Origin of the sequence: Thalassotalea sp. LPB0316, assembly GCF_014898095.1 — a bacterium.
In the GTDB taxonomy this organism is placed as follows: domain Bacteria; phylum Pseudomonadota; class Gammaproteobacteria; order Enterobacterales; family Alteromonadaceae; genus Thalassotalea_G.
In genome coordinates, this window is the sequence record NZ_CP062946.1 from 1,111,245 (window position 1) to 1,136,848 (window position 25,604).

Sequence of the window (25,604 nt, forward strand, 5' to 3'; positions counted from 1 at the left end):
AAATGGCGCGCTATATTACCGTTAATCATAGTGCTAATCATTAAAAAAATCTTTTTAATAGCCAATTTTTAAGGGAATTTAACGGCGAGACCAAGAGAGTGCGCGAAGACTGAAAAAACTTGCAGATTAATTAACCAGTTTGCCAGTTAACTATGACAAGTCAATGACCTTTTGAGGCAGTATAAAAATAAATTTAAAATCGCCAAATTTTGCTTGTAACGGCGATCACTTAGTGCGAGAGTGGAGTTGAGGTTACTCAATTTAACTTGTCCGTTCGCAAATAGATGGGACATTTTTAGCCGACCTTAACCATCTGTTTAGCGTTCTCATGTAGAAGGATGTGCTATGGCAGATGACAAAATTATTTACGTACTCGACACCAATATATTACTTCACGAACCTTTCGCTTTCCTTTCCTTTAAAGAGCACAACGTCGTTATCCCGATGACGGTGCTTGAAGAACTTGATTCAATCAAAGATCGCAATAAAGATGTCAGTCGCGATGCTCGAGTCGCTATTCGAGCGCTAGAAGACACCCTAGCTAATGCCACGCCAGAGCAAATCGTCGAAGGGGTATCACTTGAAATGGTTGGCGGCGAAGGTGAACCAACCGGCACCTTGGCAATTTTTAACGACTACGCCCTTGAAAAAGACAGCTCTAAAGTGTCAACAATTCACTCGAGTAAGTTGTCTTTTAATGAGAACGATAACCGCATTATTAGCGCAGCCTTGTATTTACAATCTACCAAACAGCACAAAAAAGTCGTGTTGGTTACTAAAGACATTAATATGCGGCTGAAAGCTAAAGGCGCAGGGTTAAACTTTGTCGAAGACTATCGCACCGACCAACTGATTGATGATATTCAGTTTCTAACTAAAGGTTATCACCAGTTTGAGGGAGATTTTTGGCAGCAGGTAAAAGACTGCGAAAGTGAAACCATTGGCCGAACAACTACTCATTATGTCGATAAAGCGCTGATCAAAAATGCTTATATGAATGAGTATATTATTGATGAAACCGAGCACTTTGCCGGTAAAGTGACAGGCTGGGATGACGAACGGGTAGCCATTCAAGATGTCTCACGTGAGCGCTTAATGGGAAAAACTGCATGGGGCATTAGCCCGAAAAACGTGTATCAAGGTATGGCGATGGACGCCTTGTTAGATCCTAATATCGATTTAGTCATCCTCACTGGCCCCGCTGGCTGTGGTAAAACGTTACTCGCGTTAGCAAGTGCCCTTGAGCAAGTGATTGAACGCGGTTTATACGACAAGGTCATTGTTACTCGATCAACCCCTGAAATCGCTGAGTCAATTGGCTTTTTACCTGGTACGGAAGAAGAAAAAATGGCACCTTGGCTAGCCGCTATTACCGACTCTTTAGAAGTGCTACACAAACAAGATGAAAGCATGAGTGGCAGCTTAAATTACATTATGGAAAAGGCCAATATTCAGTTTAAATCGGTCAACTTTATGCGTGGTCGCAGTATTCAAAATGCATTTGTGATTTTAGATGAATGTCAAAATTTAACGGCGTCGCAATTAAAAACCATTATTACCCGTTGCGGTGAGGGAACCAAATTAGTTTGCTCGGGTAATTTAGCGCAAATAGACAGCAACTACTTAACGGCATTAACGTCAGGTTTAACTTATATTGTCGAGCGGTTTAAAGACTTCCCTGGCAGCAGTACGATTAACCTCAATGGCGTGGTGAGAAGTCGCTTAGCCTCGTTTGCCGAGGAGAATCTATAGTCGTTATTGTTTAAATGTAACTATCACAGGTATTTAGAAATCAGCAGGGGTGAGTCGCTCAGTATATTAATGACAAGGATACTACCCCTTTCCTAATACATTTAACTTTATGTTTTTATGCGAAATTAGTTGTTTTTTACATTTTGTTTACATAATGTTTAGGCATGAATGTTTTATGCGTTGATGACTTTTAAAAGGATTTTTATGAAGCACGTATTTCTTATCTCAACTCTGATCTTTTCATCTTCATCTTTTGCTTTTTCGCTCGATAGTCAACAAGAAGTGCAGGCATTTGCCTGTGAAGATTGTAATGAAATAGCTGCTAGAAGCATAGCTGTTGCCAATGCCCCCAGTAATAGTTGTAATATTTTCCGCAATGGTCGCTCGGCCAGCTATTGCGAACCCATTGCTAAACAAATTTTGATACCTGTTCACAAAACTAGAGATATATTTAAGTTTATTGTAACAACGCAAATAGATGCCCAAAATCGCCCATATGTTACGGCAAGGTCTTTTCCAATAACTCCGAATCAATCTGAGGTAATGCATCAGTACCTTGAGTTCAATGATGATCTCATGGTTGCAATTAGCGAAGCAAATATTAGTAGTAGTGAACTATTCCCTAAACCAGATTTTGTGATGAGTAAAAGTGCGCAAGGAACGGGAAGCAACGACAGTACTTGTGATAGTCACCCTACTGCGTTTTTATCTAGTCCAGAAAATCAACAGGCTATTAGCAGTGATATAGGTAATAAATTGAGCACTGCTTTTCGCGGTAATACTGCTGCCGATTTAACACATGAAAGATTGACAAGTGGCGGTGGTATTTCGCTTGGTCAAGGCGCAGCTGGCATAGATATTAGTTTTTCATACCTCAATAGAAATTTGTTGGTTTTTAGAGGCGATGATTTTGACAATCGACTTGCGTTTAATGTTCACTTGGGTAGTGATCCACTGCGCGATAATCACGTTGTTTTTAGCCTTGAGTTAAACAAAGGCTGGACAAAAATAGACGGATTCAAATATGGCGAGTTATTTGGCGGTGGCGCAATTGATCTATCGGGTGTACTGGTTTCAAATTGCTTGATTGACTTTTTAACAAAAGAGGGTGACTCCGGTAATGAACCCCCAACCACAGGAGGTGGTACTGGCAGCTTATCTGATCCCTTTTACGGCTTTGATGCTTTAAACAACAATGACCCTTTAAACTTTTGCCGGTATAACAAAACCGTCAAAACATGTTCCACGACTGAAGATGGCAACACTTCATGTACTTCGTCGAGAATAACGTGGATAAACAAGTGCGGTTTAGTGAATTAAATATTCCTGGCTTAGTTAGCCTGTGCTGTTATCGCCTGAGCAATGTCTGAGCACAGGCGAATGTGACTCATTAACTTAAAATTAGGGATGCGAGTTTACCAATGTTCAGCACTGGCATTTTGCCAGTCAGCCAACCACGATTGTGGGATATCTTCACCTGCTATTAAACAGTTTTGCGCGACACTCGGGTGGAGTGTTTCGTAATCAGTGGTGGTTGAGCTATCAATCCGGCGGTTGATGTGCTGCCGCTCGAGCTGATCCAAGCGATTGATGCCGCATGCGCCGAGTAATTCGGCCAAGTGGTGAATGGTTTTGTTGTGATAGTTTTTCACCCGTGTGCTTTTATTCTCAACGTCGAGAAATTGATATCGGGCAGGATCTTGAGTGGCAATACCCGTTGGGCATTTATCGGTATTACATGTCCGCGATTGAATGCAGCCTAGTGCGAACATCATGCCGCGAGCTGAGTTTACGGCATCTGCACCAAGGGCGATGATTTTGGCCATGTGAAATGCTGAGATTATCTTGCCTGAGGCAATAAGTTTTGTTTGCTCTCGTACACCAATGGCACGTAAAACGTCATCAACAAAGATAATTGCATCTAGTAGCGGCGTGCCAACGGCATTGGTAAACTCAATTGGCGCAGCGCCGGTGCCACCTTCTGAGCCATCAATCGTTATAAAGTCTGGCGTGATCTTGGTTGCTAACATAGCTTTGGCAATAGCAAAAAATTCAGCTTTTTTACCGAGACATAATTTAAAGCCGATTGGCTTGCCGCCTGAAAGTTGCCTGAGTGTATCAACAAATAAGAGTAATTCTTTGGGCGAACTAAAGGCAGAATGCGCCGCCGGCGAAATCACATCTTGCCCCATAGGTACGTGGCGAATATCGGCGATCTCTTGAGTGAGCTTTTGTGCAGGTAAAATACCGCCGTGGCCGGGTTTTGCTCCTTGCGACAACTTAATTTCAATCATTTTGATAGCATTGTGCTTGGCTTTTTCACTAAATTTGACTTCATCAAATTCACCATCTTCAGTTCGGCAACCAAAATAGCCGGTACCGATTTGCCAAATAATATCGCCACCGTATTTTAGGTGATAGGGGCTTAACCCACCTTCGCCGGTATTGTGAGCAAAGCCACCCGCTTTTGCGCCCTTGTTGAGGGCCATAATGGCATTTTTACTCAGGGCGCCATAGCTCATCGCTGATATATTGAGCGGTGAGGCGAGATAAGGCTTGCGGCAAGCGGCATTGCCAAACTGCACTGTCAGGTCACTGCTTGAAGTCGCACAAGGAGATAGTGAGTGGTTGATCCATTCATAGCTTGACCGATAAACATCAAACTGGGTGCCAAAAGGCCGAGTATCGGTTTGCCCTTTTGCTCTTTGATAAACCAGCGAGCGATACTCGCGATTAAACGGACGGCCGTTGATATTAGACTCAACAAAATACTGTTGTATTTCTGGGCGTATACTTTCAAATAAATAACGAAAATGACCTATGACTGGATAAATATTTAAGATGGTGTGCTGCTTCTGGCTAATATCGTATAGGGCAAGTAGTAATAGTGGCAGTGAAATGATTAATAGTTGATGCCATTGAAGAGCTACTATCAGCGCGTTAAGCCCGAGCACAATGCCAATAATTAGATTTCTTACCCTCACTTTATCATCCTTTTACTGAGTTGTTATTGTCTTAGTCAACTGAACTATAACACGCACTATAACGCTTCTTGATGTGATCGTCATGTTGTTCAGTATTTAGCTATGCCGTGTCGAGGGCGCTCAAAAAAGCTGTGACTTGATTAATAACCTGAACAAATAAAGCGAACACAACAATCGCTTTAATTAATTTTATTAATTAAGATGGTTGGCGCATGATTAATGTCAGCAACAAGACAGGAGAATTTCTATGGCATTAATCAAACAATTTATTACTCGCTTGCACAAACCTCAAGCAAATGAACAGCAGTCAGTGTGTAACTACGCAAACAACTATTACGGCGATAGAGTGTGTGTGGCAAAAGCTAAAACCGATAAGAGCTAAGGCGTGTTAAACTTACGGGCGGGCAAGCACAGTTAAAAGTGGCTTGCCATAACGCCAATTACTATTTTTGACAATTACATACCTAAAATAAAAGGAAAATCGGAAAGCACGCTATCAACACTATTGGTTTGGTAACAGCCCGGTCGTTTAGTACATTGGGTAGTTGGTAAACGTGAACCCAATGATGTTTCTCTTCCTCGGTATGTCAACAAGTTTTCTGTTAGCCGCACTTCTAATGGCGGAGCGGTTATCGTGATAGTTTCCATGTTGTCAGAAGGCCAAGACAAATTACCATTCTGATCTGTAATCAAAGGCGTTTTATTAACTAACTTGTCTAGCCTTGGGAATTGATCCAATGACAATGATGGTTTGGCTTTAATCATGTCGATAACATTTGGCATATCAGGGTGTTGATGTTGGTATGCTTTGGCAAGGTATTGATCGGCTTTTTTGAGATCTTGCATGCCAAAAGAGTCGCTAAGATAAGCTATCGCCAAGATAAAATCAGCTTGTTGGTATCCTTTTCTTGCGGCTTTAGTTAGGTAGTAAATACCTTTATCGATATCGCGTATTGGGCTTTGTGTGATGTACATTAACCCTGCTTTAAAGCTTGCAGATATACTGCCATCCTTTACCGCTTTTTTGTAGTAGCGTAGCGCCTTGTCTTTGTTTTGTTCTACGCCATATCCGTGTTCGTAAAATTGCCCTAGTGTACTCATGGCTTCTGGGTGCCCTCGCAATGCTGCGGACTTGTAGTTTTGGTAAAGCGACTGGCACTGAGCAGTATTGCAAGCCGTTATTGTCTTACTCATTGCAAATACAGAAATTGCATATTAGAAAATAGTTAAAGCTAATTTTATCATCTTCACTCCATTGATTTTAAATCATAATTTCTCAGTATAGGGGGGGGGAGATGAGTTTGCAAACTTATCTATTTGTTAAGGGTTTTATTGACTGTAGCGCGTTAAGCATTCGTTTAATTCTTGTGAGCTTTAATGTTATATTGGCTATCTGCTATCGCTAAAGTATTCAATCTAGTGTCCAAACAAGATAAAAAAACTCGCTTATTTCAACGCTATAACCGTTTAGTGTTTACGGTTTTTGTTCTTGTGGTGTTACTGGCGATTGTTATTTCAGTTTCTCGCTACTACAGTGCAGTGGAAGAACACCAAGTTCGTCGTTTCAATCAATTTACCAGTAATACTCAGTTACTCAATCAACGACTCAAGCTCGGTATTAGCACCATCGATAATTTATCTGAACTGGCGCAATACCACTTAAAAAATCATGCGCTTACGTTAGCTCCTTTGCCCCGTCTGGTTAATGATAACGACGGCTTTTACTTGGACATTATTCACTTTGACGATAAAACCTTGATCAATAACTTAACGGGTCAAGGCCGTGTTGAAGAGTTATCTGAGCCCATTTTGAATGAAATTAAAATGACTCAGCAGATAAGCCCCGCTTTTGCCAGTGCAGTAAATACCATCCCTGAGGTGTCTTGGCTGTATTATTTGTCAAACCGACAGTTTATCAGTATCTACCCTTGGGTAGATAAAGAGCAGTGGCGATTTAATCAAAACTTGTTGACCAGTGAACATTACGCCGCGCTAAAACAATTAGCACAAGATGAGCTGTACTGGTCTAAACCCTATATCGATACCGCTGGCACGGGAGCTAGTTTCTCGCTGGGCGCTGGGGTTTATAACCAGTCGCGCTTTATGGGGGCGCTAGTTTTAGACTTTAATTTAAATAAGTTCGCTGATTACTTGGCGAGAAACCCAGTAGAAAACGCCAATGTTGTGGTGATCAATAACCATCAGCAGTTGATGATTTCCTACCCTAAGGCCAACATTAACGAGCAAAAACTGCTTGGTTGGCATGAAGTTGTGCCGACTCAATTGCGTGAGTTGACCTTAGCGCAAATCGACCAACTTGGCCCTTATTTTAAGTATCAGGGGTGGTGGGTCGAGGTTGTTGAGTTATCGGCTAATGGCTGGAGTGTTATTCAGTATCAGCCATATCAGCACTTTATTGCGCCGATTATTAAAAATAGTATTACTACATTTATCTGGAGTATCGGAACACTCTTTGTTGTGGTGTTGGTTATTTACTTACTAACCCTTGGCAGTTTTATTAGACCAACCAAAAGTTTCGTGCAACACATCGAAAATACCGCCAAAGGCGATCCAGGTAAAGAGCAGCCGCCATTGGGCTGGCATTATTGGTATCAATTGGTTGAAAATATTTTCGGCCAAAACCGTTCCTTGATGCAGCAGCTCAAAGATCACAATTTAGAGCTCGATAAGCGCGTAGCCGAGCAAACTAGTGCTTTACGGGCTAAGAGCGAACAACATCAACGCGATTTTGCCCAATTAGAATCCATTGTTAATGCCATTCCTGAGCTTATTATTTTCACCGACCCCAAAGGCTTGATTATCGGGGTTAATCAAGCCTTTAAGAAATTTGTGGGGGTTGAAGACGATACCTTTTTGGGCGAGCGTGCAGCTGATATGTTGCCTAAGGCTATTGCTCAGGTATTAGAGCACTTTGTTCACCTGACTAAACAAGGCAATGATAGCCCGTCGAATATTCGCAATGTTGAAGTTAACGAAAAACATTTTGATATCTACTGCGGTTATGTATTTGGCGATGAAAAATCGATCTTGGGTAGTGTTTTTATTATTCGTGATATTACGCAACAATATGCTTCTGAAATTGCCTTAATGAATGCTAAGGAGCACGCGGAAGAGGCGAACAAAGCAAAAAGTCAATTTTTGGCGAATATGAGTCACGAGATTCGCACGCCAATTAATGCGATAGACGGCATGATGTCGGTTTTAGAAAGCACGTCACTTACGCCACTGCAATTACAATACATTACGACCGCTCAATCAGCCTCATCATCCTTGCTTCGGCTAGTTGACGAGTTACTCGATTTAGCTAAGGTTGAATCGGGTAATATGCAACTGTATTACGGCAATCATTCGCTAGATCAAATTATTGAACAAGCCGTACAATTTAATTTAAGCCGAGCTAAGCAAAAAGGCCTCGATTTTGTTATTGAGCTTTCACCAAGTTTGCCTGCAATGGTGAAAACAGACGAGGGACGGCTTGTTCAAGTGCTCAATAATATTCTCAACAATGCGGTCAAGTTTACCCATCAAGGTCAAATTAAACTTTACGTAAATACCTACCTCAAGTCAGCGCATCAAACAAAAACTAAAGTGCGTTTTGCCATTTCAGATACCGGTATTGGCATTAAGCCCGAAGCGCAAAAAGAGTTGTTTAATGCCTTCACTCAAGCCGATGAATCGATGACTCGCGAGTACGGTGGTACTGGGCTAGGTTTAGCTATTTGCCAACAAATTGTAAAGTTAATGGGCGGCAATATTGAAATTAAATCAACGCTTGGCCAAGGCAGTGAATTTAGTTTTGAATTAACGTTTGAAGAGGTCAGTTATCACCCGTCGCTCGACCATCAAATCAAGCTAGTTAGCCTCAATACTCAGATGAGTGATAACGCGTTAGCTAGTATCAATCACCTTGGGGTTGATGTGATCAATGTCGAGCGTGTCGATGACTTTACATGCCTTGATAGCAATGTTGTTATTGTGATCGACACTCAACACGTTGATCACCAAAAGCTATTCGAGCAACTGGCTGATTTTAGTCGCCATCACCGTCAGCATTGGCAGCATGTTAAAGCCATTGGCGTTTTGTTACCAAGTAACTCAAACCAAATCAGCGCGATTGAGCAACAAGTGATGTCATTCAAAATGCCTTATGCGTTTATCGAGCAACCTATTTACCGCTCGACTTTACTATCGCTTTGCCAGCTAGGTATTGAGCAACAAGAACAACAGGCAAATGAACGCGAAAAAAACAAAGTAGATACTAATCAATCGTTAGAAAATAAGTCTGTCTTGTTAGTAGAAGATAACGTCGTTAACCAGATGGTTGCTAAACAGTTATTGGCAACAATGGGTGTTAATGTAACGCTTGCCGAAAACGGTCAGCAAGCTGTAGATATGGTACAGCAACAAGCCTTCGATTTGGTGTTGATGGATATTCAGATGCCAGTGATGGATGGCTTAACCGCGACGAAAAAAATTCGCGAACAGGCAAGGTTTAGCAACTTACCCATTATCGCGATGACGGCTCATGCAAGGGAAGAAGATCGTCAGAAAAGCTATCAAGCGGGCATGAACATGCATATTGCTAAACCTGTCACGGCCCAAATATTAAAGCAAGGTATGCTCGAGGCGCTAAATTTGAGCCATCAGGTGAACTAATTGCGTTGCACTAAGTATCAGTTTCAGCAAGCTCTTGAACATTGATATCACTGGCTTGCTCTTGATAGTGAAACTTTTCTACTGAATAGAGCCCAGCGTCGATAGCTTGCTCGGAGCTCAACGCGATTTCGCCGAGCGGATATTGAGCGGGGCCAGTCGGTTCGCCTAACACATAGGTAATACCTTCGTGAGTCATTGTTTTATCACCAGGTTCCGCCGGTGCATTGATCCCCATCAAGGCATGACCATCAATAAATACCATGATCATCTCAATACGCGGCATTAGGCTTCTCAACAACGCGGCACTTAAGGTTACTTTTGAATCACAATCCCCCTGGTTTTGATACAGCAGTTGTAATGGCGGAACAAAGCCTGCGCCGGCCGAGGTTTGTCTAGATACTAACGGCGAGTAGGGAATTGATTGAATAAACTGTAATGTGTAATCGGTCACCAAGCGTATATTTCGCAGCTCTACTGTCGCTAATATTTGCGGTTTTAATGCCTTAAGAAGGGGAGCGGATTGCCTAGCGATCTCAACGTGATTAGGCTTAATGCCGAGTTCTCCGTCATAACGGGTAAACACGTGGTAAAACCTTTCGGCTAAATACTGCTCGCGCATCTCTTTGGCTAATTGATTGAGCTGTACTTGCCCTGCGTTAAGCGCTTCTTCATCGGGTGAAGATAAACTCAGGCTAATATGACCTTGTTCACGTGATATCTCTAGGTTTACCCCATCAACCGGATCTGCTCGCCACGCTTTCACCGTTTTTTTGAGGATAGCTTTTTGGGCGATCGGCGAGTTGTAAGCTCTAAAATTTCTAAATGGCTTGAAAAAGCTTTCACTGGTTTCGGTAAAGCTTAACTGTTGCTTTTGTTGTTGAATATCGTGCCAAGTAAAGCTTAGTGAGACTGAGCCTTCGCTGTGCTTTTTAGTGAAATTTAACTGCTGAGCATAGGCTTGCGTGGTTAAAAAAGTGCTACTGATGGCGATTGCCGAAGTTAAAGCAAATGTCACTATGCTCAAATTTATTTGATTGACAATAAAACTCATAATATTCGCCTAAACTCTTGATAAACCTTACGCTAGTTACCGATTGCCACTTGTGTTGTATTCACGATAGTAAGGCTTGATCGGATAGATTGCTACTTATTGCTTTACATTTTCAAACATTTGTTTATATTTAAACAGTTGTTTTAATCGTATGTTTAATATTTTGAGGAGCCTCTCATGGCAGACTATCAAGCCCCTTTGAAGGACATGAGCTTTTTACTTCACGATGTGTTTGATGTAACAAGTTTGTGGCAATCACTTCCAAATATAGCAGATCACGTTGATCCTGAGACGGCAGATGCTATTTTGCAAGAGTGTGCGAAAATTGCAGAACAAGAAATCGCGCCATTATCTCAACCTGGTCATGAAACTGGCGTCAAATTTGACAATGGCAAAGTAACGACTGCGCCCGGTTACAAAGAAGCATTCCAAACCTATGCTGAAGGTGGTTGGACTGGCCTAGGTGGTGATATTGAATACGGCGGTATGGGCATGCCGAAGATGATCACCGCTTTACACGAAGAAATGCTTTGTGCAGCAGACATTTCGTTTTCACTATACCCAGGCTTAACAGCCGGTGCAGGGCTTTCAATAGTTAAACACGCCAGTGAAGAATTAAAACAGCGTTACTTAACACGCATGTATGCCGGTGAGTGGGCGGGCTCAATGTGTTTAACTGAATCGCATTCTGGTACCGATTTAGGCATGATCCGCACTAAAGCCGTACCACAAGAGGATGGTTCATACAAAATCACGGGTGAGAAAATCTTCATTACCGGTGGTGAGCACGACTTAACTGAAAATATCGTTCATTTAGTACTTGCTAAACTCCCTGATGCACCTGCTGGTCCACGTGGTATTTCACTGTTTTTAGTACCTAAAGTTTTAGTTAATGACGACGAAACATTAGGTGAGCCAAACAATGTTAAGTGTGGCTCAATCGAGCACAAAATGGGGATTAACGCCTCAGCAACTTGTGTAATGAACTTTGACAACGCAACCGGTTATCTCGTAGGTGAGATCAACAAAGGTTTAGCGTGTATGTTTACCATGATGAACTTTGAACGTATTGGTGTTGGTATCCAAGGTATTGGCGCGGCTGAGCGTTCATACCAAAACGCTTTAGAGTACGCCAAAGATCGTTTGCAAGGTCGTTCATTATCAGGTGCTAAATCACCAGAAAAGCCAGCAGACTCAATTATGGTTCACGGTGATGTTCGCCGCATGTTATTAAACATGAAGGCCTCTAACGAGGGCTCTCGTGCACTTTCAACTTACATCTCGATGAAGCTTGATATTGCAACTTACGGTGAAGGTGAAGAAAAAGCTAAAGCTGACGCATTAGTTGCGCTAATGACACCTATTGCTAAAGCATTCTTTACTGACTTAGGTTTTGAAAGCACGGTTGCTGGCCAACAAGTTTTTGGCGGCCACGGCTTTATCCGCGAATGGGGTCAAGAGCAACTCGTGCGCGACTGTCGTATTGCCCAAATTTACGAGGGTACTAATGGCGTTCAAGCAATGGATTTATTGGCGCGTAAAGTGGCAGGCTCAAAAGGTGAAATGTTCACAGTATTTGCCGATGAAGTTAAAGCCTATATCGCTAGAACGACAGCAGATAACATGCAAGAATTTATCGCTCCATTAGCTACAGCATTAGAAGAGTTAGAAACATTAACTAGAGATGTTCTCGCTAAAGCGGCAAGTAACCCTGAAGAGTTAGGTACATCGGCCAACGATTACTTGCATGTCTTTGGCTACACAGCGATGGCTTACGTGTGGGCATTAATGGCTGAAAAGTCGCTTGAAAAAGTTGAACAAGACGATTTTTACGTGGCAAAAATTAAAACAGCCCGTTATTACTTCAAGCGTTTATTACCAAGAACTCAGTCGCTAATTGCGGCAATTAACGCTGGTAGTGATGTGTTATTCGACATTGAAGATGAGTTGTTTTAGCGCTATCGATTGTTGTTAATCAATGAAAAAGCTCGCTTGGTTGCGAGCTTTTTCATTTTCAGTCTATAATAAATTTGACCGCCAGTAATACGATGTTCATCGTTGGCGAGAACAATGCAGGGAAGCAAAAAATCGAAAAGGAATTAGCCTAGTCTACGGCCGTTCGTGATATCCCTGCGTAATACAACATATATGTTAGGGATTATTATGAAAAAACTCACTTCTTTTATCGGCGCTACGCTTGTTGCGCTTTCTTCTGTTGTTACGTTCACAACGAGTGCACAAGGTGTTAGCGATAGTCAAGTTTATCAATTGTTAGATAAATCGGGTTCAACGCGTGCGATAGAAAGCATACCGATGCAAATGCAGGCTATGGGTCAGCAATTATCGTTGACCGCCAAAGATCAGCAAGAACATCAAGAATTCATGGAGCTTTTAGTCAACTCGATGAATACCGACGAAATGCTTTCACAAATGCTAGCAAGTATTAAAAAGAGTATGACGTCTGAGGATATTGAGGACGTATTGGCTTGGCTCAATAGTGACATTGGTGAACGCGTTGTAACGGCAGAGTTGAAATCGGCAGAGCCAGAATTTCAACAAGAATTTATGATGTATGCCGCTCAGTTACAATCAACACCGCCATCTCAAGCGCGCAAACAAGTGATTATGGATTTAGTTGAAAAATCACAAATGGTTGACCAAGGTATGAACTTAATTACCGGTATCATCAAAAACATGTTTGATGCAGTTAAGTCAAAAACACCAGAAGATCAGGAGTTAGCAAGTACCTTAGATAGCCAGTTAGACATGATGACTCGCAGCTTACGTCCTGCGATTGAACAACAAATGATTTTAACCTCATATTATATTTACCAAGATATTAGCAACGAAGATATCGCTACTTATACGAGCTTTTTCGAACAACCGACAGGGAAGAAATATATCACTTCGATGTATGATGCGGTGGGGGTTGCTATGTCGTCGTGGGGAACAAATTTGATGACCGACATTGTAGCAAAATACGACCAAGACTCTGAAAGCACAGAGTAAACCACTCAAAATCAAATGTTTTTACCATTTATTAGTAAGGCCTCTGAAACATAGAGGCCTTACTTTTTTAGCTATTAACTCTTTTTTAGCCTTTACCCCATTTCAGCTTACATTTATACGCCCAATTTAAACAGGTGTTTAAAAAATTTGATTTTCCAAGTTATTCAAGGCACACTCAAGCAGCTATTATTACATCCATAACAAATATTTTGTTCAGAAAGCACCTTTAAGGTGAAGGAGAGGAAGGCATGTTATTTCAAGGCAAAAGCCTTACTGCCGAATTACTTGCTGACGGTATTGTTGAAATGCAATTCAACGCCGAAGGTTCAGTCAACAAATTCGATCAGGCAACATTTGAAGAGTTCGTTAAAGTTATCGACGCGATCAAAAACTGTAACGAAGCAAAAGGTGTATTAGTTACATCGGGTAAGTCAACATTTATCGTTGGTGCTGACATTACTGAGTTCTTAGAGACATTCAAACGCCCAGAAGAAGAGTTAGTACCTTGGGTTAAAAACGCGTCAGACATCTTCGACGCATTTGAAGATTTAGAATTACCAACAATCGCTGCGGTTAACGGTTTTGCTTTAGGCGGCGGTTGTGAAATGATTTTATCGTGTGATTTTCGTATCGCTGACACCACTGCATCAATCGGTTTACCAGAAGTTAAGCTAGGCTTAATGCCGGGTTTTGGTGGTACCGTTCGTTTACCTCGTCTGATTGGTGCAGACAACGCTGTTGAGTGGATGTCTACGGGTAAGCCACACAAGCCAGAGCAAGCACTTAAAGTGGGTGTATTAGATTCAGTCGTTGCTCCTGAAATGCTTAAAGAAGGCGCTATTTCAATCCTTAAACAAGCGATTGACGGCAAGTTAGATTGGCGCGCAAAACGTCAACCTAAGCTAGAAGCATTAAAGCTTAGCCCAACTGAAAAAGTAATGACGTTCAATACCTGTAAAGGCATGATCGCTGCACAAGCAGGTAAACACTACCCAGCACCTATGGTGATGGTAAGCTCAATTGAAGCAGCGTGTGATTTAGATCGCGCTGGCGCAATGGCCATCGAAAACCAAGGTTTTGCTAAGCTTGCAAAAACTGATGCGGCAACGGCTCAAATCGGCTTATTCTTATCTGATCAAGTGATCAAAGGTAAAGCGAAGAAAGCAGGTAAAATTGCCACTAAAGCAATTAACAAAGCTGCGGTATTAGGTGCAGGTATTATGGGTGGCGGTATCGCTTACCAATCAGCATACAAAGGCACGCCAATTGTCATGAAAGACATCGCAGATAGCGCATTAGATTTAGGTTTAACAACGGCTGCTGGCCTGTTAGTGAAACAAGTCGAACGCGGTCGCATGAAACCTGCAAAAATGGCCGGCGTATTAAATGCGATTACGCCAACATTAAGCTACGACAATGTTAAAGGCGTAGATATTGTTGTTGAAGCCGTTGTTGAAAACCCGAAAGTTAAAGGCATCGTTTTAGCTGAAGTTGAAGGTGTGGTTGCCGAAGATGCAGTTGTCACTTCAAATACATCAACGATTTCTATCGATTTACTTGCCGAAAGCGTTAAGCGCAAAGACAAATTCTGTGGCATGCACTTCTTCAACCCAGTGCACAAAATGCCATTAGTAGAAGTTATTCGCGGTAAAGAAACGTCAGACGAAACTGTTGCTGCCGTTGTTGCCTACGCAGCGAAAATGGGTAAATCACCTATCGTGGTTAACGACTGCCCTGGTTTCTACGTAAACCGTGTGTTGTTCCCTTACTTCGCTGGTTTTAGCCACCTTGTTAAAGAAGGTGCTGACTTTACCGCTGTTGATAAAGTGATGGAAAAGCAATTCGGTTGGCCAATGGGCCCAGCATACTTACTCGACGTAGTAGGTATCGACACAGCGGATCACTGTACTGGTGTGATGTCTAACGGTTTCCCTACGCGCATGCAAAAAATCGACGATGATCCAGTGAGTAAAATGTACGCAAACGAGCGCTTTGGTCAGAAAAACGGTAAAGGTTTCTACGACTACGGCACTGACAAGCGTGGAAAGCCAACGAAAGCGCCTTCAGAAACCGCTTACGAGTTAATTGGCAATGCTCAGCACACTGATTTCTCTGCTGATGAAATTATCGCGCGTCTTATGATCCCTATGGTGAATGAAGTTGTTCGCTGTTTAGAAGAAGGTATCGTTGATACAGCAGCTGAAGCCGATATGGGCTTAATTTACGGTTTAGGTTTCCCTCCGTTCCGCGGTGGTCCAATTCGTTACTTAGAAACTGTCGGTATTGCTAATTTCATTGAAATGGCAGACAAATACGCTCACTTAGGTGAGATTTACCAAGTAACAGACGGTATGCGTGAAATGGCAGCTTCTGGCAAGTCATACTTCACCACAGACGTTAAAACAGCTTAAGCCGAGGAAAGAAAAATGAAAGAAGTCGTAATTGTCGATTGTATTCGTACCCCAATGGGTCGCTCTAAGGCTGGTGTTTTCCGTAACGTACGTGCCGAAGCCTTATCAGCTCACTTAATGCAGCAATTAATTGTTCGCAACCCGAATTTAGATCCTGCATTAATTGAAGACATTATCTGGGGTAATGTTAAGCAAACTAAAGAGCAAGGTTTTAACATTGCTCGTAACGCTCAGTTGTTAACTGACATTCCAAAATCTACTGGTGCAGTCACGGTTAACCGCTTATGTGGTTCTTCAATGCAAGCACTTCACGATGCCACTACGAACATCATGGCTGGTCAAGGTGACGTATTCATGATTGGTGGTGTTGAGCACATGGGTCACGTACCTATGATGTACGATGTAGATTTCGACCCAGCATTAAGCAAGTACATTTCACGTGCTGCCGGTAACATGGGCTTAACGGCTGAGTTATTAGGCCGCCAACACGGTGTAACTCGTGAGCAACAAGACGCTTTTGGTGCGCGCTCTCACCAACGTGCACACGCAGCGACTGTTGAAGGTCGTTGGGCTAATGAAATTGTAGCTACACCAGGTCATGACGCTAACGGCATTTTAACCATGATTGAGCACGATGAAGTTATTCGCCCTGAAACTACAGCTGAATCACTTGCGGGTTTACGCCCAGTATTTGACCCTGTCAACGGTACGGTAACTGCGGGTACATCTTCAGCATTATCTGACGGTGCATCAGCAATGTTAGTGATGTCTGCTGACAAAGCGAAAGAGTTAGGTTTAACACCTCGCGTTAAAATTCGCGGTATTGGTGTTGCCGGTTGCGATCCATCAACTATGGGTTACGGTCCTGTACCAGCAACGAAAAAAGCACTTAAACGCGCAGGCTTATCATTAGAAGATATCGAATTAGCTGAGTTTAACGAAGCGTTCGCTGCTCAAGCGTTATCATGTGTTCGCGCGTTAGGCTTAGAAGACAAGATGGATGATATGATCAACCTTAACGGTGGTGCGATTGCCTTGGGCCATCCATTAGGTTGTTCAGGTGCACGTATTTCAACGACATTAGTTAACTTAATGGAAGCGAAAGATGTCAACTTAGGCCTAGCAACTATGTGTATTGGTCTGGGTCAAGGTATTGCAACCGTGTTTGAGCGTTGCTAATGACTGGCGCTAGAAGTGTTAATTTGGTGTTTTCACCTTAGCTAACACGACTGGACAATGGATAAGAGCTACTTAGGTAGCTCTTTTTTTTGCCAAATATTCGTGATAAAGTTTTTTTACCAGTATGGAAGGTTTAAAGTTGATGCGATTTGGATTGGGTATTTTAGTCATTGGAGTAATTGGCGCTGCTAGTTATTTTTCTTTGACAAAACAACAGCCGCAAGCGCTACGCCCCACAATGAGCTCAGTACCATTGAGCTCACCTTCGATGGATAAAAACGAGCCAGCTCTAACGCCGTCTCAGATCCAAAAGCCGTCAAATAAAGTGTTGCAAGATAGCCCTGAGAGCTTCGAAAAACTTCTTGCCGATTTATCTCCTGTTGAGCAAGCAACTTACCTAAAACTTAATAACATGGTTTTTGGCGTATTGGATTTTTCTACGCAAGCTCAGTTCGACAAATTGAAAGCTAATGGCTTGCCATCATTGCTCGATATTGATTACGTCTCAAGTCACTCTAGAGGAGATATTATTGAAGCGTTAATGAGTGAGGAAGGTATTGCCAATTTTGCTACAGAGCACCCCTCGCTTAATTATCACGCGGTTAAGATGTTAAATTTGGTTGAATCAATCAGTGAACTCACCGCTGTCGTAAACTACTATTTTCCCGAATATCAACTCGGAGAGCAGCTTCCAGCTCGCAAATTTTGGCCTGATGGTGAATATCCTGAGCAATATATTGCTGCTATCAACTCGTCAATTTGGTCTTTCGCGATAACAAGAGAAACTACCGCCCTTGAGACATTGCTCCACGCGCGCTATAAACAACTGATACCGAACAAGCAAGATGACTATGCTGAGCAAGTGGTCGGCTATTTAGCAAAAGCCAGTTGGCAACTCGGTGATCACGAGGTAATAGAACACTATGTTGCTGCGCAATACCCAAAGCACTTGTTAATTTATCAAGGCAAGCTAGCTGAGTTCTTGGCCAAAGATACAAAATAACAGCTTAGCCTAGTGTCTTATTAAAAAGTCACACCAAAACTAGCACCGAAAATGGCAAGTTGTTCACCATCAACAAAGTCGACGGCAATCATAGGTGCTATTTTTATATTCTCTACGAAAAAGTCGTAATTTACCGATACGCGATAGACGTTTTCACGGCCGCTGTTTTCGTTGTGAATTTTCTCTTTGCCATAACCCAGGCCTAGCCATACTTTATCTACCGGGCTATATAGAGCGGATATAACGTAGGTTTCTATACGGTCACCATCATGAGCTCCATCGACGGTTTCCCATACAAAACTCGTTGCCCATTGATGATTGAATTCATACGCATACTCTAGGCCGTAACTTGCATAGGTGCGCTTATCTGTGCGCAAACCACCAATAAACACCCCGAAAGCATGCTTATTGTTTGCGTGAGCATGGAGATCAGTATTTACATGAGTGTTGGCCGTGTGTGTCGTTGATTCATTAGCCCACGAGGTTGTACTAACAATCAATAACACTAGTGAATAGGCAATCTTTTTCAGCATAATTTTCAATCTATAGTTTATTGCAAAGAGTGTCAGTTATTTTCTGCGAATAAGGTAGCCAATTAATGTGGTATTTTTATCACAAATTGTTACCGCAACTTGACACCAAATATTTATTTCAATGGGTATAACTATAGACAAATATTATTGAACCTATTAAACGATCACCATAATTGCGGCTATTGCGATGAGAAATAAGGCAACCAAGTCCTTTTGAGGCGGACGCTCTTTTAAAATAAATATCGAGATCAGCATCATAAAAAATATTTCGATTTGGCCCAAGGTTTTTACTAGCGGTACGGTTTGCAAGGACATAGCGCTAAACCACCCCAAAGATCCCAAAAAGCTCGCTATTGAAGTATAGGTCACTTTCTTTTTATGGATTGCCATCAAGCGTAGCTCATTGCTATTTTTGACCAGTAAATAACTTACAAGTAAGACGGTTTGTAAAGAAATAACCAGAAATAAAACCCAGGCAGCGCGGTGAGGAAAGGGCAGGTGTAATGCCAGTGTTGCTTCGCGGACCCAAAGCGATGTTAGCGCAAAGGCTGTTGAACAGGCTAAACCAATAGCCACAGTTTTAAGCGACAATTCGGTTATTTTATTAGGGGTAGATAACATCATGATGGCGATAGCCCCTAACATGACACCAAGCCAACCGAACTGAGTTAGTTGAGTGCCAAAAAATAACACACCCAAAAAGGCGGCTACCGGCGCCTCACATTTTGCCAAGCCAGCACCAATGGCAAAGTTTTTTTGTTTGAAAAGCACGACCATTAGCGCCGTTGCGATAATTTGCATCACGGCAGCCGAGCAAATGAAAAAAATCGCTGTTGCCGAAAACGACGGCAATTCTGTTGGGTTAAGTTGATGTATTACGACTAAGTAAACGAGTGCTAGCGGGCTTGCCCATAAAAATCGAGCAAGCGTTACCCCAGAAACAGATAAATGGGCGCTGAGTTGACTTTGTAAAGCATTGCGACCCGCCTGACAAAACGCGGCAAAGCAGGTGAAGAATACCCATAGCATGGTTATCTAAGACTCTGTGTTGTGTGATAATAAACCACTTCCATATTGTCGAAACCGACTTCCTTATAGGTATCGGTTTTTTGATAGCTCATGCCGAGCTTTTTCATGATATTGATTGAGCCGTTATTGTCTATTTCTGCCATCGCGCTAAACTTTTCGACATCTGGATTTTGAGCCTGTAATGCACGCATAACCGCCATCGCAGCTTCTGTGCCATAGCCCTTACCCCACGACTTTTTAAAAAATCGCCAACCTAGCTCTAAATTGTTTTCTTCGGTTGGTTTTTCATCGTTAAAAAATTCTGTTGGGCGCACCAAAATCCAACCCAAATACTCATTATTAGCTAACGTTTCAACCATCCAAAGTCCCCAACCTTTATCTGGATTCGCGTAAGCCTGAAGTCGGGGAATAAAGCGGTTATGAATGTCATCCCAAGTTGATACCTTACCACCATTAATGTATTTCATTACTTCAGGATCTTGATCTAAATCGAAAAGTTGCTGTTTGTGCGCAGGCGTCATAAAGGTGAACGTTAAACGTTCTGAATTTGGGACAGTGATCATGGTCATTCCTTGTTCATTATTATCTGGTAGATACTTTTAGAAAACTAAAAGGCTGTAATGCTAGAAGGTAATAGTTTTAGTAAGGCTAGAAAGCTAAAAGGCTGTAATGCTATAAGGTAATAACCACAGAGCACTACAGCCTTCAATGTCTTACTTTCGAGCGTTTAAGCCTTCAAGCGTTATCGCTTTTTCTATGCTAAAGAGTCTTGTAATGGCGGAACCACTTGCTTTTTACGACTCATAATACCGTCAATCCATACTTTGCCATCAACTGATGCCGCGCCGTAGGCTTTTTCGGTTAAGTCGTCGTTGTTGCTCACAACTAAGACTTCAGAGCCTTCTTTCATGATGTCCGTTAGCACTAATAAAACACTGTGGTAGTCACCTTCAGCTTTCAATGCCGCGATATCGGCTTGTAAATCAGCTTTCATGTCGTCAACTAGGCTCAGGTTAATCAGCTCTAACTGGCCAATACCTACTTTATTGCCGTGCATATTGAAATCTTTAAAGTCACGCATCACTAAATCACGTACTGGGGTACCAGCAACGGCTGATTTCACTTCAAACATTTCCATGCCTAACGCTTTGTAATCTTCAATGCCTGCAATCTCAGCTAATGCTTCAACACACTTAATGTCAGCAGTAGTGCAGGTTGGTGATTTGAAAATAACCGTATCTGATAAGATTGCACACATCATAGCGCCAGCAATATTTTTCGGAATTTCAACACCGTGGAAATCGTACATCATTTTGATGATGGTGTTAGTACAACCTACTGGACGAATCCAACACTCTAATGGTGTAGATGTGGTAATGTCGCCAAGTTTGTGGTGATCGATAATCCCTAAAACTGTTGTTTCATCGATATCGTCTGGACCTTGAATGCGGTCAGAGTGATCAACAACGTAAATGCCGTCAGTGTCAGCAAAAGTCATTTTTAGCTCTGGTTGCTCAAAACCAAACTTGTCTAAAATGAATAATGTTTCAGGTGACAATTCACCTAAACGCGCTGGTTTAACGTCTTCACCCGTTTGGGTTTTTAAGTACGATAAAGCGATTGCTGAACAAATTGAATCTGAATCAGGCACTTTGTGTCCTACAGCGTAAGCTGACATATTTTATATCTCCGAGCGTATAAAGTGTAATGGCGCGTATTCTAGCAAAAAAAATAGGATCAGAGTAAATATTACACTGACCTATTTTTGATAAACAAGTACGTTTTGCCCTATCTAGTATGACAATTTACTTGTTTTTCCCCAGAAAACTTTATAAGCGAAAATTGTGTAGCCAATTATCATTGGCAATACAATTATTGAGCCGATGAAAATTATCATTAATGAATCACGTGCACTTGCTGCTTGGTAGATGTCGAGCTGCATTGGTACTATGTAAGGAAAGTAACTATAGGCTAAACCTGCAAAACAGAGTAAGAAAACACATACACCACAAGCAAATGGATACCAGCATCCTAAATCATGTTCAAAAGGCACCTTTTTCAAATAAATGTGCGTTGTGACAAACATGAAGCCAAATAAAATAGTTAAAGGTACAAGTAAGATCACTTGTGGGAAGCTCAACCACTTTTCCATTACCGAAGTGTCAAACAGTAAGTTAGCAATCGATACTCCGATAATGCCAATTGCCAGAAAAATATTGGCAATAATAGCCCATTTAGCAGCGCGTTTTTGCAATTTTCCTTCACTTTTCATTACTAGCCATGTAGCACCAATAAAGCTGTAGGCTGCTGTTACGCAAATAGCTGATAACAAACAAAAAGCGAGGGCGAATGTTGAGTCGCTAAAACCAGTTACGTAACGGCCAAGCATATAGCCTTGGCAAAGCGTTGCTATTAATGATCCGGTTTTAAATGCTAAATCCCATTGTGCTTTATTTTTACTTGGTGCTTTTGTCCTGAAATCAAAAGAAACACCGCGTAAGATTAAACCAGCAAGCATGAGAGCCGTAGGTAAATAGAGCGCTTGAAAAATAATCGAATGTGCTTTTGGAAAAGCAATTAATATCAAGCCTATAGCGAGAACTAACCAGGTTTCATTTGCATCCCAAAATGGGCCAATTGAATAAATCATACTGTCTCGTTGTGACTGACTATCAAGAGGCAGTAATACTCCTACCCCTAAATCATAACCGTCTAAAATCGCATATACGACTAAAGACAAGCAGGTTAAAGCAATAAAGACGACAGGTAGCCAATCTACAGTAACGTCATTCATGTTAACTCTCCATCGCTGGTTGATTGTTATCTAGTATTGGTGATGTAGTTGTTGATTGACTTCCCTGTTCTAACTTAACAGCTCTATCGGCCATCACATAAAGCGTCCTGACGTAAGCAATAAGTAGAAAGACATATAGTGAAATATACAGTGTAAGTGACAATGCGATGTGCTCAGCGGGTGTGCTTGTGACAGCATCTTTTGTTTTTAAAACCCCAGTAACTAAATATGGCTGTCGACCAATTTCGGTTACATACCAGCCAGCTAATGTCGCAAGCCAACCAGAGAACGTCATCACAACTAGCAATCGTAAAGACCAAGTAGGGTATTGTTTTTTAATGACAAACAAATAACTACAAAGCCAGGCGCAGAGTAGCATCGCCATACCAATACCTACCATGATACGAAAGCTAAAGAATACGGGTGCAACCGGCGGATGCTCTCCAATAAACTCGTTGAGTCCTTGTATTTCACCATGTTGGTCATGCGTTAATATGAGGCTAGCCATGTAGGGAATCGCCACTTCAAAATGATTCTCTCTCGTTTTTTCATCAGGAATAGCGAATAGTAAAAGTGGTGCTCCTTTTTCTGTTTCCCATACACCTTCCATTGCTGCAACTTTAGCTGGCTGATGTTTGAAGGTGTTTAAACCATGTAAGTCACCAACAAAAATTTGTATAGGGATGATGATGGCCGCAAACAAAACTGAAAAGTTAAGGGCATACTTCACAGAATTTTTATTATCACCTTTGAGAAGTCGATACGCTGATATACCCGAGATTAAAAAGGCTGCGGTTAATGCAGAGGCAAGTACCATATGAGCCAACCGGTAGGGCATTGACGGATTAAATACGACATCAAACCAACTTGTTACATAAGCAACACCATCGCGCATTTCAAACCCCGCAGGTGTTTGCATCCAAGAGTCTAAAGCTAATATCCAAAATGCGGATAAACTCGTACCAATGGCGACCAGTAAAGTAGCTAATGTGTGGACACGGTTTGAAACTCTGTCCATACCAAATAACATGATTGATAAGAATGAGGCTTCAAGGAAGAAAGCGGTTAATACTTCATAGCCTAATAAGGGCCCAGCGATATTACCGACGGTTTCCATGTAACCAGGCCAGTTAGTACCAAACTGGAAAGACATAGTGATTCCACTCACAACGCCAATAGCAAAGGTTAAAGCAAATATTCTGACCCAAAAACGATAAACTTTGAGCCAGCTTTGGTCTTGGGTTTGGTTAAATCGAATTTTGAAAAAAAGCAATATCCAACAAAGCGCAATATTGATTGTCGGAAATAGGATGTGAAAGCTAATGTTGGCAGCGAATTGGATCCGTGACAGTATTAAGCTCATTTCATAGGGGGTATTAAAAAACGCTAACATCGCCACCTCCAAGGTGGATTAACTAAGAAACTAAGACTTTAATAGCTTGTCTTTGACGTCGAGTATTTTGCTGATACCCTCGCCAAGTTTTAACAAAGCAGACAACTTTTCAGAAGACATATTTTGCAGCTCATTTGACCACAAGATAATCATTTCCATGAGGTCGTGCATTTCTTGAATACGTTTTTGTGCGTATTGGTCAGCTTCGTTGCTTGGCTCAGACATCAAGGCATCGCGCAATGTTGTTAAGGTCGGATCGAGTTCACGTTTACGACGTTCAACAACAAGTGTTCTTGCTATTTCCCAAACATCGTTAGGAGCGGAAAAATACTCTTTGCGATCCCCCTGGATATGCTGAAGCCTAATGAGGTTCCAAGCCTTTAGCTCTTTTAAACCCATCGACACATTAGAGCGCGAAATCTGTAACGCTTCGCTAATTTGATCGGCATTTAATGGTTCTTCAGTGAGAACAATAAGTGCATACATTTGGCCTAATGTTCGATTTAAGCCCCAGCGAGAGCCCATTTCACCAAAGTGTAGGATCAGTGATTGTGTTATTTGAGTTGTCTTCATTTTTGTTGTTTCTGAATTTTCAGTAATTTCTGAAAATTGTAAAGCTTATTTGATTTATGTCAACAAAATGCGAGGATTTTTTGATGTTTTTTTGATCTGCTATGTTTAAAACGCTGATAAGGGAATTGGCAGACATAAAAAAAGGCTAACGAATATTATCGTTAGCCCTTTGTATTTTTTGACTTGAAGTTACTTATAGTAAGATAAACACTTATCAACTTCGTTGCGAGAACCCATAATCACTTCAACGCGTTGGTGAATATCAGTTGGCTCTATATCCATGATTGGGCCTTGGCTGGTCATTGCTTTACCACCGGCTTGTTCAACTAAGAAGCTCATAGGATTGGCTTCATACATCAAGCGTAATTTATACGGCTTTTCAGGGTTTTTGCTATCAGCTGGATAGGTGAAAATACCGCCTCGCGTTAATACGCGGTGAATGTCACCCACCATCGCGGCAATCCAACGCATATTAAAGTATTCACCACGTGGGCCGGATTCACCGGCAACTAAATCACCAATGTAGTCTTGCATTGGTTGTTCCCAAAACTGTTGGTTTGACATGTTAATGGCAAATTCACGGGTATCTGCTGGTACTTGTACGTTGCGCTCTACTAATAAGTAGCCACCGTGGGTTCTGTCTAAGACATAAAAATGCGTGCCGCTGCCCGTTGTCATCACTAGCATGGTTGATGGGCCGTACAATACATAACCTGCACATACTTGTTTGCGCCCTGCTTGCTTAAATTGGTCAGGATCGTCTGCGGCTAACTCTGGAATAGCTTCGTGAATTGAGAAAATCGTGCCGATTAATGAGTTGATATCGATATTTGAGCTGCCATCAAGTGGGTCAAATGAAACGATAAACTTGCCATCTTCTTCACCGGCTACTGAGGTGTCTTCTTCTTCTGAAGAAATGGCTTTAACAAAGCCTGATTCTAATAAGATATCTTTGATTAATTCATTGGCGACAACGTCGAGCTTTTTTTGAACTTCACCTTGAATGTTTTCATCAAGTGTTGAGCCCATTAAGCCGCCCAACTGGGCTTGGCTAACCCTAAAAGAAATTTCTTTAGTTGCTGCAAGGATGGTTTTAATTAAAGAGATCAAATCTAGAGGAACATTATCTTCACGTAATGCTGGGGCTAGTCGTTGCATCTTGGTACCTAATTGCCGTAGAGTGATGTAAATTTAGCTCGGTAAATTTGCGTGTTAT

At 41.8% G+C, this 25,604-nt stretch carries 20 protein-coding genes; 9 read left to right on the forward strand and 11 right to left on the reverse strand.

Translation table 11 applies throughout. From position 1 onward, the window contains the following. Positions 1 to 345 precede the first annotated feature (345 nt). Positions 346 to 1,752, forward strand: coding sequence for a PhoH family protein (locus tag LP316_RS04950; protein WP_193022972.1), 1,407 nt, complete (start codon positions 346 to 348; stop codon positions 1,750 to 1,752). A 204-nt stretch (positions 1,753 to 1,956) separates the two neighbouring features. Beyond that, entirely contained in the window at positions 1,957 to 3,072 is a 1,116-nt protein-coding gene (locus LP316_RS04955; protein ID WP_193022973.1) for a hypothetical protein, read from the forward strand. A 95-nt stretch (positions 3,073 to 3,167) separates the two neighbouring features. Here the strand turns inward: LP316_RS04955 and LP316_RS04960 are convergent, their stop codons facing one another. Beyond that, on the reverse strand, positions 3,168 to 4,736 hold the full coding sequence (locus LP316_RS04960) for an FMN-binding glutamate synthase family protein (protein WP_193022974.1): 1,569 nt from the start codon (positions 4,734 to 4,736) through the stop codon (positions 3,168 to 3,170). 247 nt (positions 4,737 to 4,983) lie between these two features. Here LP316_RS04960 and LP316_RS16070 point away from each other — a divergent pair, with 247 nt between their 5' ends. After that, positions 4,984 to 5,118 carry a hypothetical protein gene (locus LP316_RS16070; RefSeq protein ID WP_264298967.1) on the forward strand — a complete coding sequence of 45 codons (135 nt, stop codon included), beginning with the start codon at positions 4,984 to 4,986 and terminating at the stop codon, positions 5,116 to 5,118. A gap of 74 nt (positions 5,119 to 5,192) precedes the next feature. On the opposite strand, the gene LP316_RS04965 is transcribed toward LP316_RS16070, so the two are convergent. Beyond that, entirely contained in the window at positions 5,193 to 5,930 is a 738-nt protein-coding gene (locus tag LP316_RS04965; protein ID WP_193022975.1) for a tetratricopeptide repeat protein, read from the reverse strand. Positions 5,931 to 6,113: 183 nt separating this feature from the next. On the opposite strand from LP316_RS04965, the gene LP316_RS04970 reads away from it, so the two are divergent. Continuing rightward, positions 6,114 to 9,413 carry a response regulator gene (locus tag LP316_RS04970; RefSeq protein WP_193022976.1) on the forward strand — a complete coding sequence of 1,100 codons (3,300 nt, stop codon included), beginning with the start codon at positions 6,114 to 6,116 and terminating at the stop codon, positions 9,411 to 9,413. Positions 9,414 to 9,423: 10 nt separating this feature from the next. Here the strand turns inward: LP316_RS04970 and LP316_RS04975 are convergent, their stop codons facing one another. After that, the gene (locus LP316_RS04975) at positions 9,424 to 10,464 is read right to left on the reverse strand and encodes a hypothetical protein (RefSeq protein ID WP_193022977.1); all 1,041 of its coding nucleotides are present in this window, start codon (positions 10,462 to 10,464) and stop codon (positions 9,424 to 9,426) included. Positions 10,465 to 10,641: 177 nt separating this feature from the next. On the opposite strand from LP316_RS04975, the gene LP316_RS04980 reads away from it, so the two are divergent. From LP316_RS04980 to LP316_RS05000, 5 genes are all read left to right on the forward strand, one after another. After that, positions 10,642 to 12,420 carry an acyl-CoA dehydrogenase C-terminal domain-containing protein gene (locus LP316_RS04980; RefSeq protein ID WP_193022978.1) on the forward strand — a complete coding sequence of 593 codons (1,779 nt, stop codon included), beginning with the start codon at positions 10,642 to 10,644 and terminating at the stop codon, positions 12,418 to 12,420. 207 nt (positions 12,421 to 12,627) lie between these two features. Continuing rightward, positions 12,628 to 13,473: a DUF2059 domain-containing protein gene (locus tag LP316_RS04985; RefSeq protein WP_193022979.1), complete on the forward strand. Its 846-nt coding sequence runs from the start codon at positions 12,628 to 12,630 to the stop codon at positions 13,471 to 13,473. A gap of 248 nt (positions 13,474 to 13,721) precedes the next feature. Further along, positions 13,722 to 15,884, forward strand: coding sequence for a fatty acid oxidation complex subunit alpha FadB (gene fadB / locus LP316_RS04990; protein WP_193022980.1), 2,163 nt, complete (start codon positions 13,722 to 13,724; stop codon positions 15,882 to 15,884). Positions 15,885 to 15,899: 15 nt separating this feature from the next. Then, positions 15,900 to 17,063 carry an acetyl-CoA C-acyltransferase FadA gene (gene fadA, locus LP316_RS04995; protein ID WP_193022981.1) on the forward strand — a complete coding sequence of 388 codons (1,164 nt, stop codon included), beginning with the start codon at positions 15,900 to 15,902 and terminating at the stop codon, positions 17,061 to 17,063. 142 nt (positions 17,064 to 17,205) lie between these two features. Then, on the forward strand, positions 17,206 to 18,066 hold the full coding sequence (locus LP316_RS05000) for a hypothetical protein (RefSeq protein WP_193022982.1): 861 nt from the start codon (positions 17,206 to 17,208) through the stop codon (positions 18,064 to 18,066). A gap of 20 nt (positions 18,067 to 18,086) precedes the next feature. On the opposite strand, the gene LP316_RS05005 is transcribed toward LP316_RS05000, so the two are convergent. From LP316_RS05005 to LP316_RS05040, 8 genes are all read right to left on the reverse strand, one after another. Next, positions 18,087 to 18,599 carry a hypothetical protein gene (locus tag LP316_RS05005; protein ID WP_193022983.1) on the reverse strand — a complete coding sequence of 171 codons (513 nt, stop codon included), beginning with the start codon at positions 18,597 to 18,599 and terminating at the stop codon, positions 18,087 to 18,089. Between the two features lie 156 nt (positions 18,600 to 18,755). Beyond that, positions 18,756 to 19,628: a DMT family transporter gene (locus LP316_RS05010; protein ID WP_193022984.1), complete on the reverse strand. Its 873-nt coding sequence runs from the start codon at positions 19,626 to 19,628 to the stop codon at positions 18,756 to 18,758. A gap of 2 nt (positions 19,629 to 19,630) precedes the next feature. Further along, positions 19,631 to 20,191 carry a GNAT family N-acetyltransferase gene (locus tag LP316_RS05015; RefSeq protein ID WP_226960806.1) on the reverse strand — a complete coding sequence of 187 codons (561 nt, stop codon included), beginning with the start codon at positions 20,189 to 20,191 and terminating at the stop codon, positions 19,631 to 19,633. 191 nt (positions 20,192 to 20,382) lie between these two features. Continuing rightward, positions 20,383 to 21,306: a manganese-dependent inorganic pyrophosphatase gene (locus tag LP316_RS05020; RefSeq protein ID WP_193022985.1), complete on the reverse strand. Its 924-nt coding sequence runs from the start codon at positions 21,304 to 21,306 to the stop codon at positions 20,383 to 20,385. A gap of 114 nt (positions 21,307 to 21,420) precedes the next feature. Continuing rightward, positions 21,421 to 22,422: a cytochrome d ubiquinol oxidase subunit II gene (locus tag LP316_RS05025; RefSeq protein ID WP_193022986.1), complete on the reverse strand. Its 1,002-nt coding sequence runs from the start codon at positions 22,420 to 22,422 to the stop codon at positions 21,421 to 21,423. Position 22,423: 1 nt separating this feature from the next. After that, positions 22,424 to 23,815 (reverse strand): cytochrome ubiquinol oxidase subunit I, encoded by a 1,392-nt coding sequence (locus LP316_RS05030; RefSeq protein ID WP_226960807.1) that lies wholly within the window; start codon positions 23,813 to 23,815, stop codon positions 22,424 to 22,426. A gap of 30 nt (positions 23,816 to 23,845) precedes the next feature. After that, positions 23,846 to 24,388 (reverse strand): GbsR/MarR family transcriptional regulator, encoded by a 543-nt coding sequence (locus LP316_RS05035; protein WP_193022987.1) that lies wholly within the window; start codon positions 24,386 to 24,388, stop codon positions 23,846 to 23,848. A 189-nt stretch (positions 24,389 to 24,577) separates the two neighbouring features. Continuing rightward, entirely contained in the window at positions 24,578 to 25,546 is a 969-nt protein-coding gene (locus tag LP316_RS05040; RefSeq protein WP_193022988.1) for a class 1 fructose-bisphosphatase, read from the reverse strand. Positions 25,547 to 25,604 lie beyond the last annotated feature (58 nt).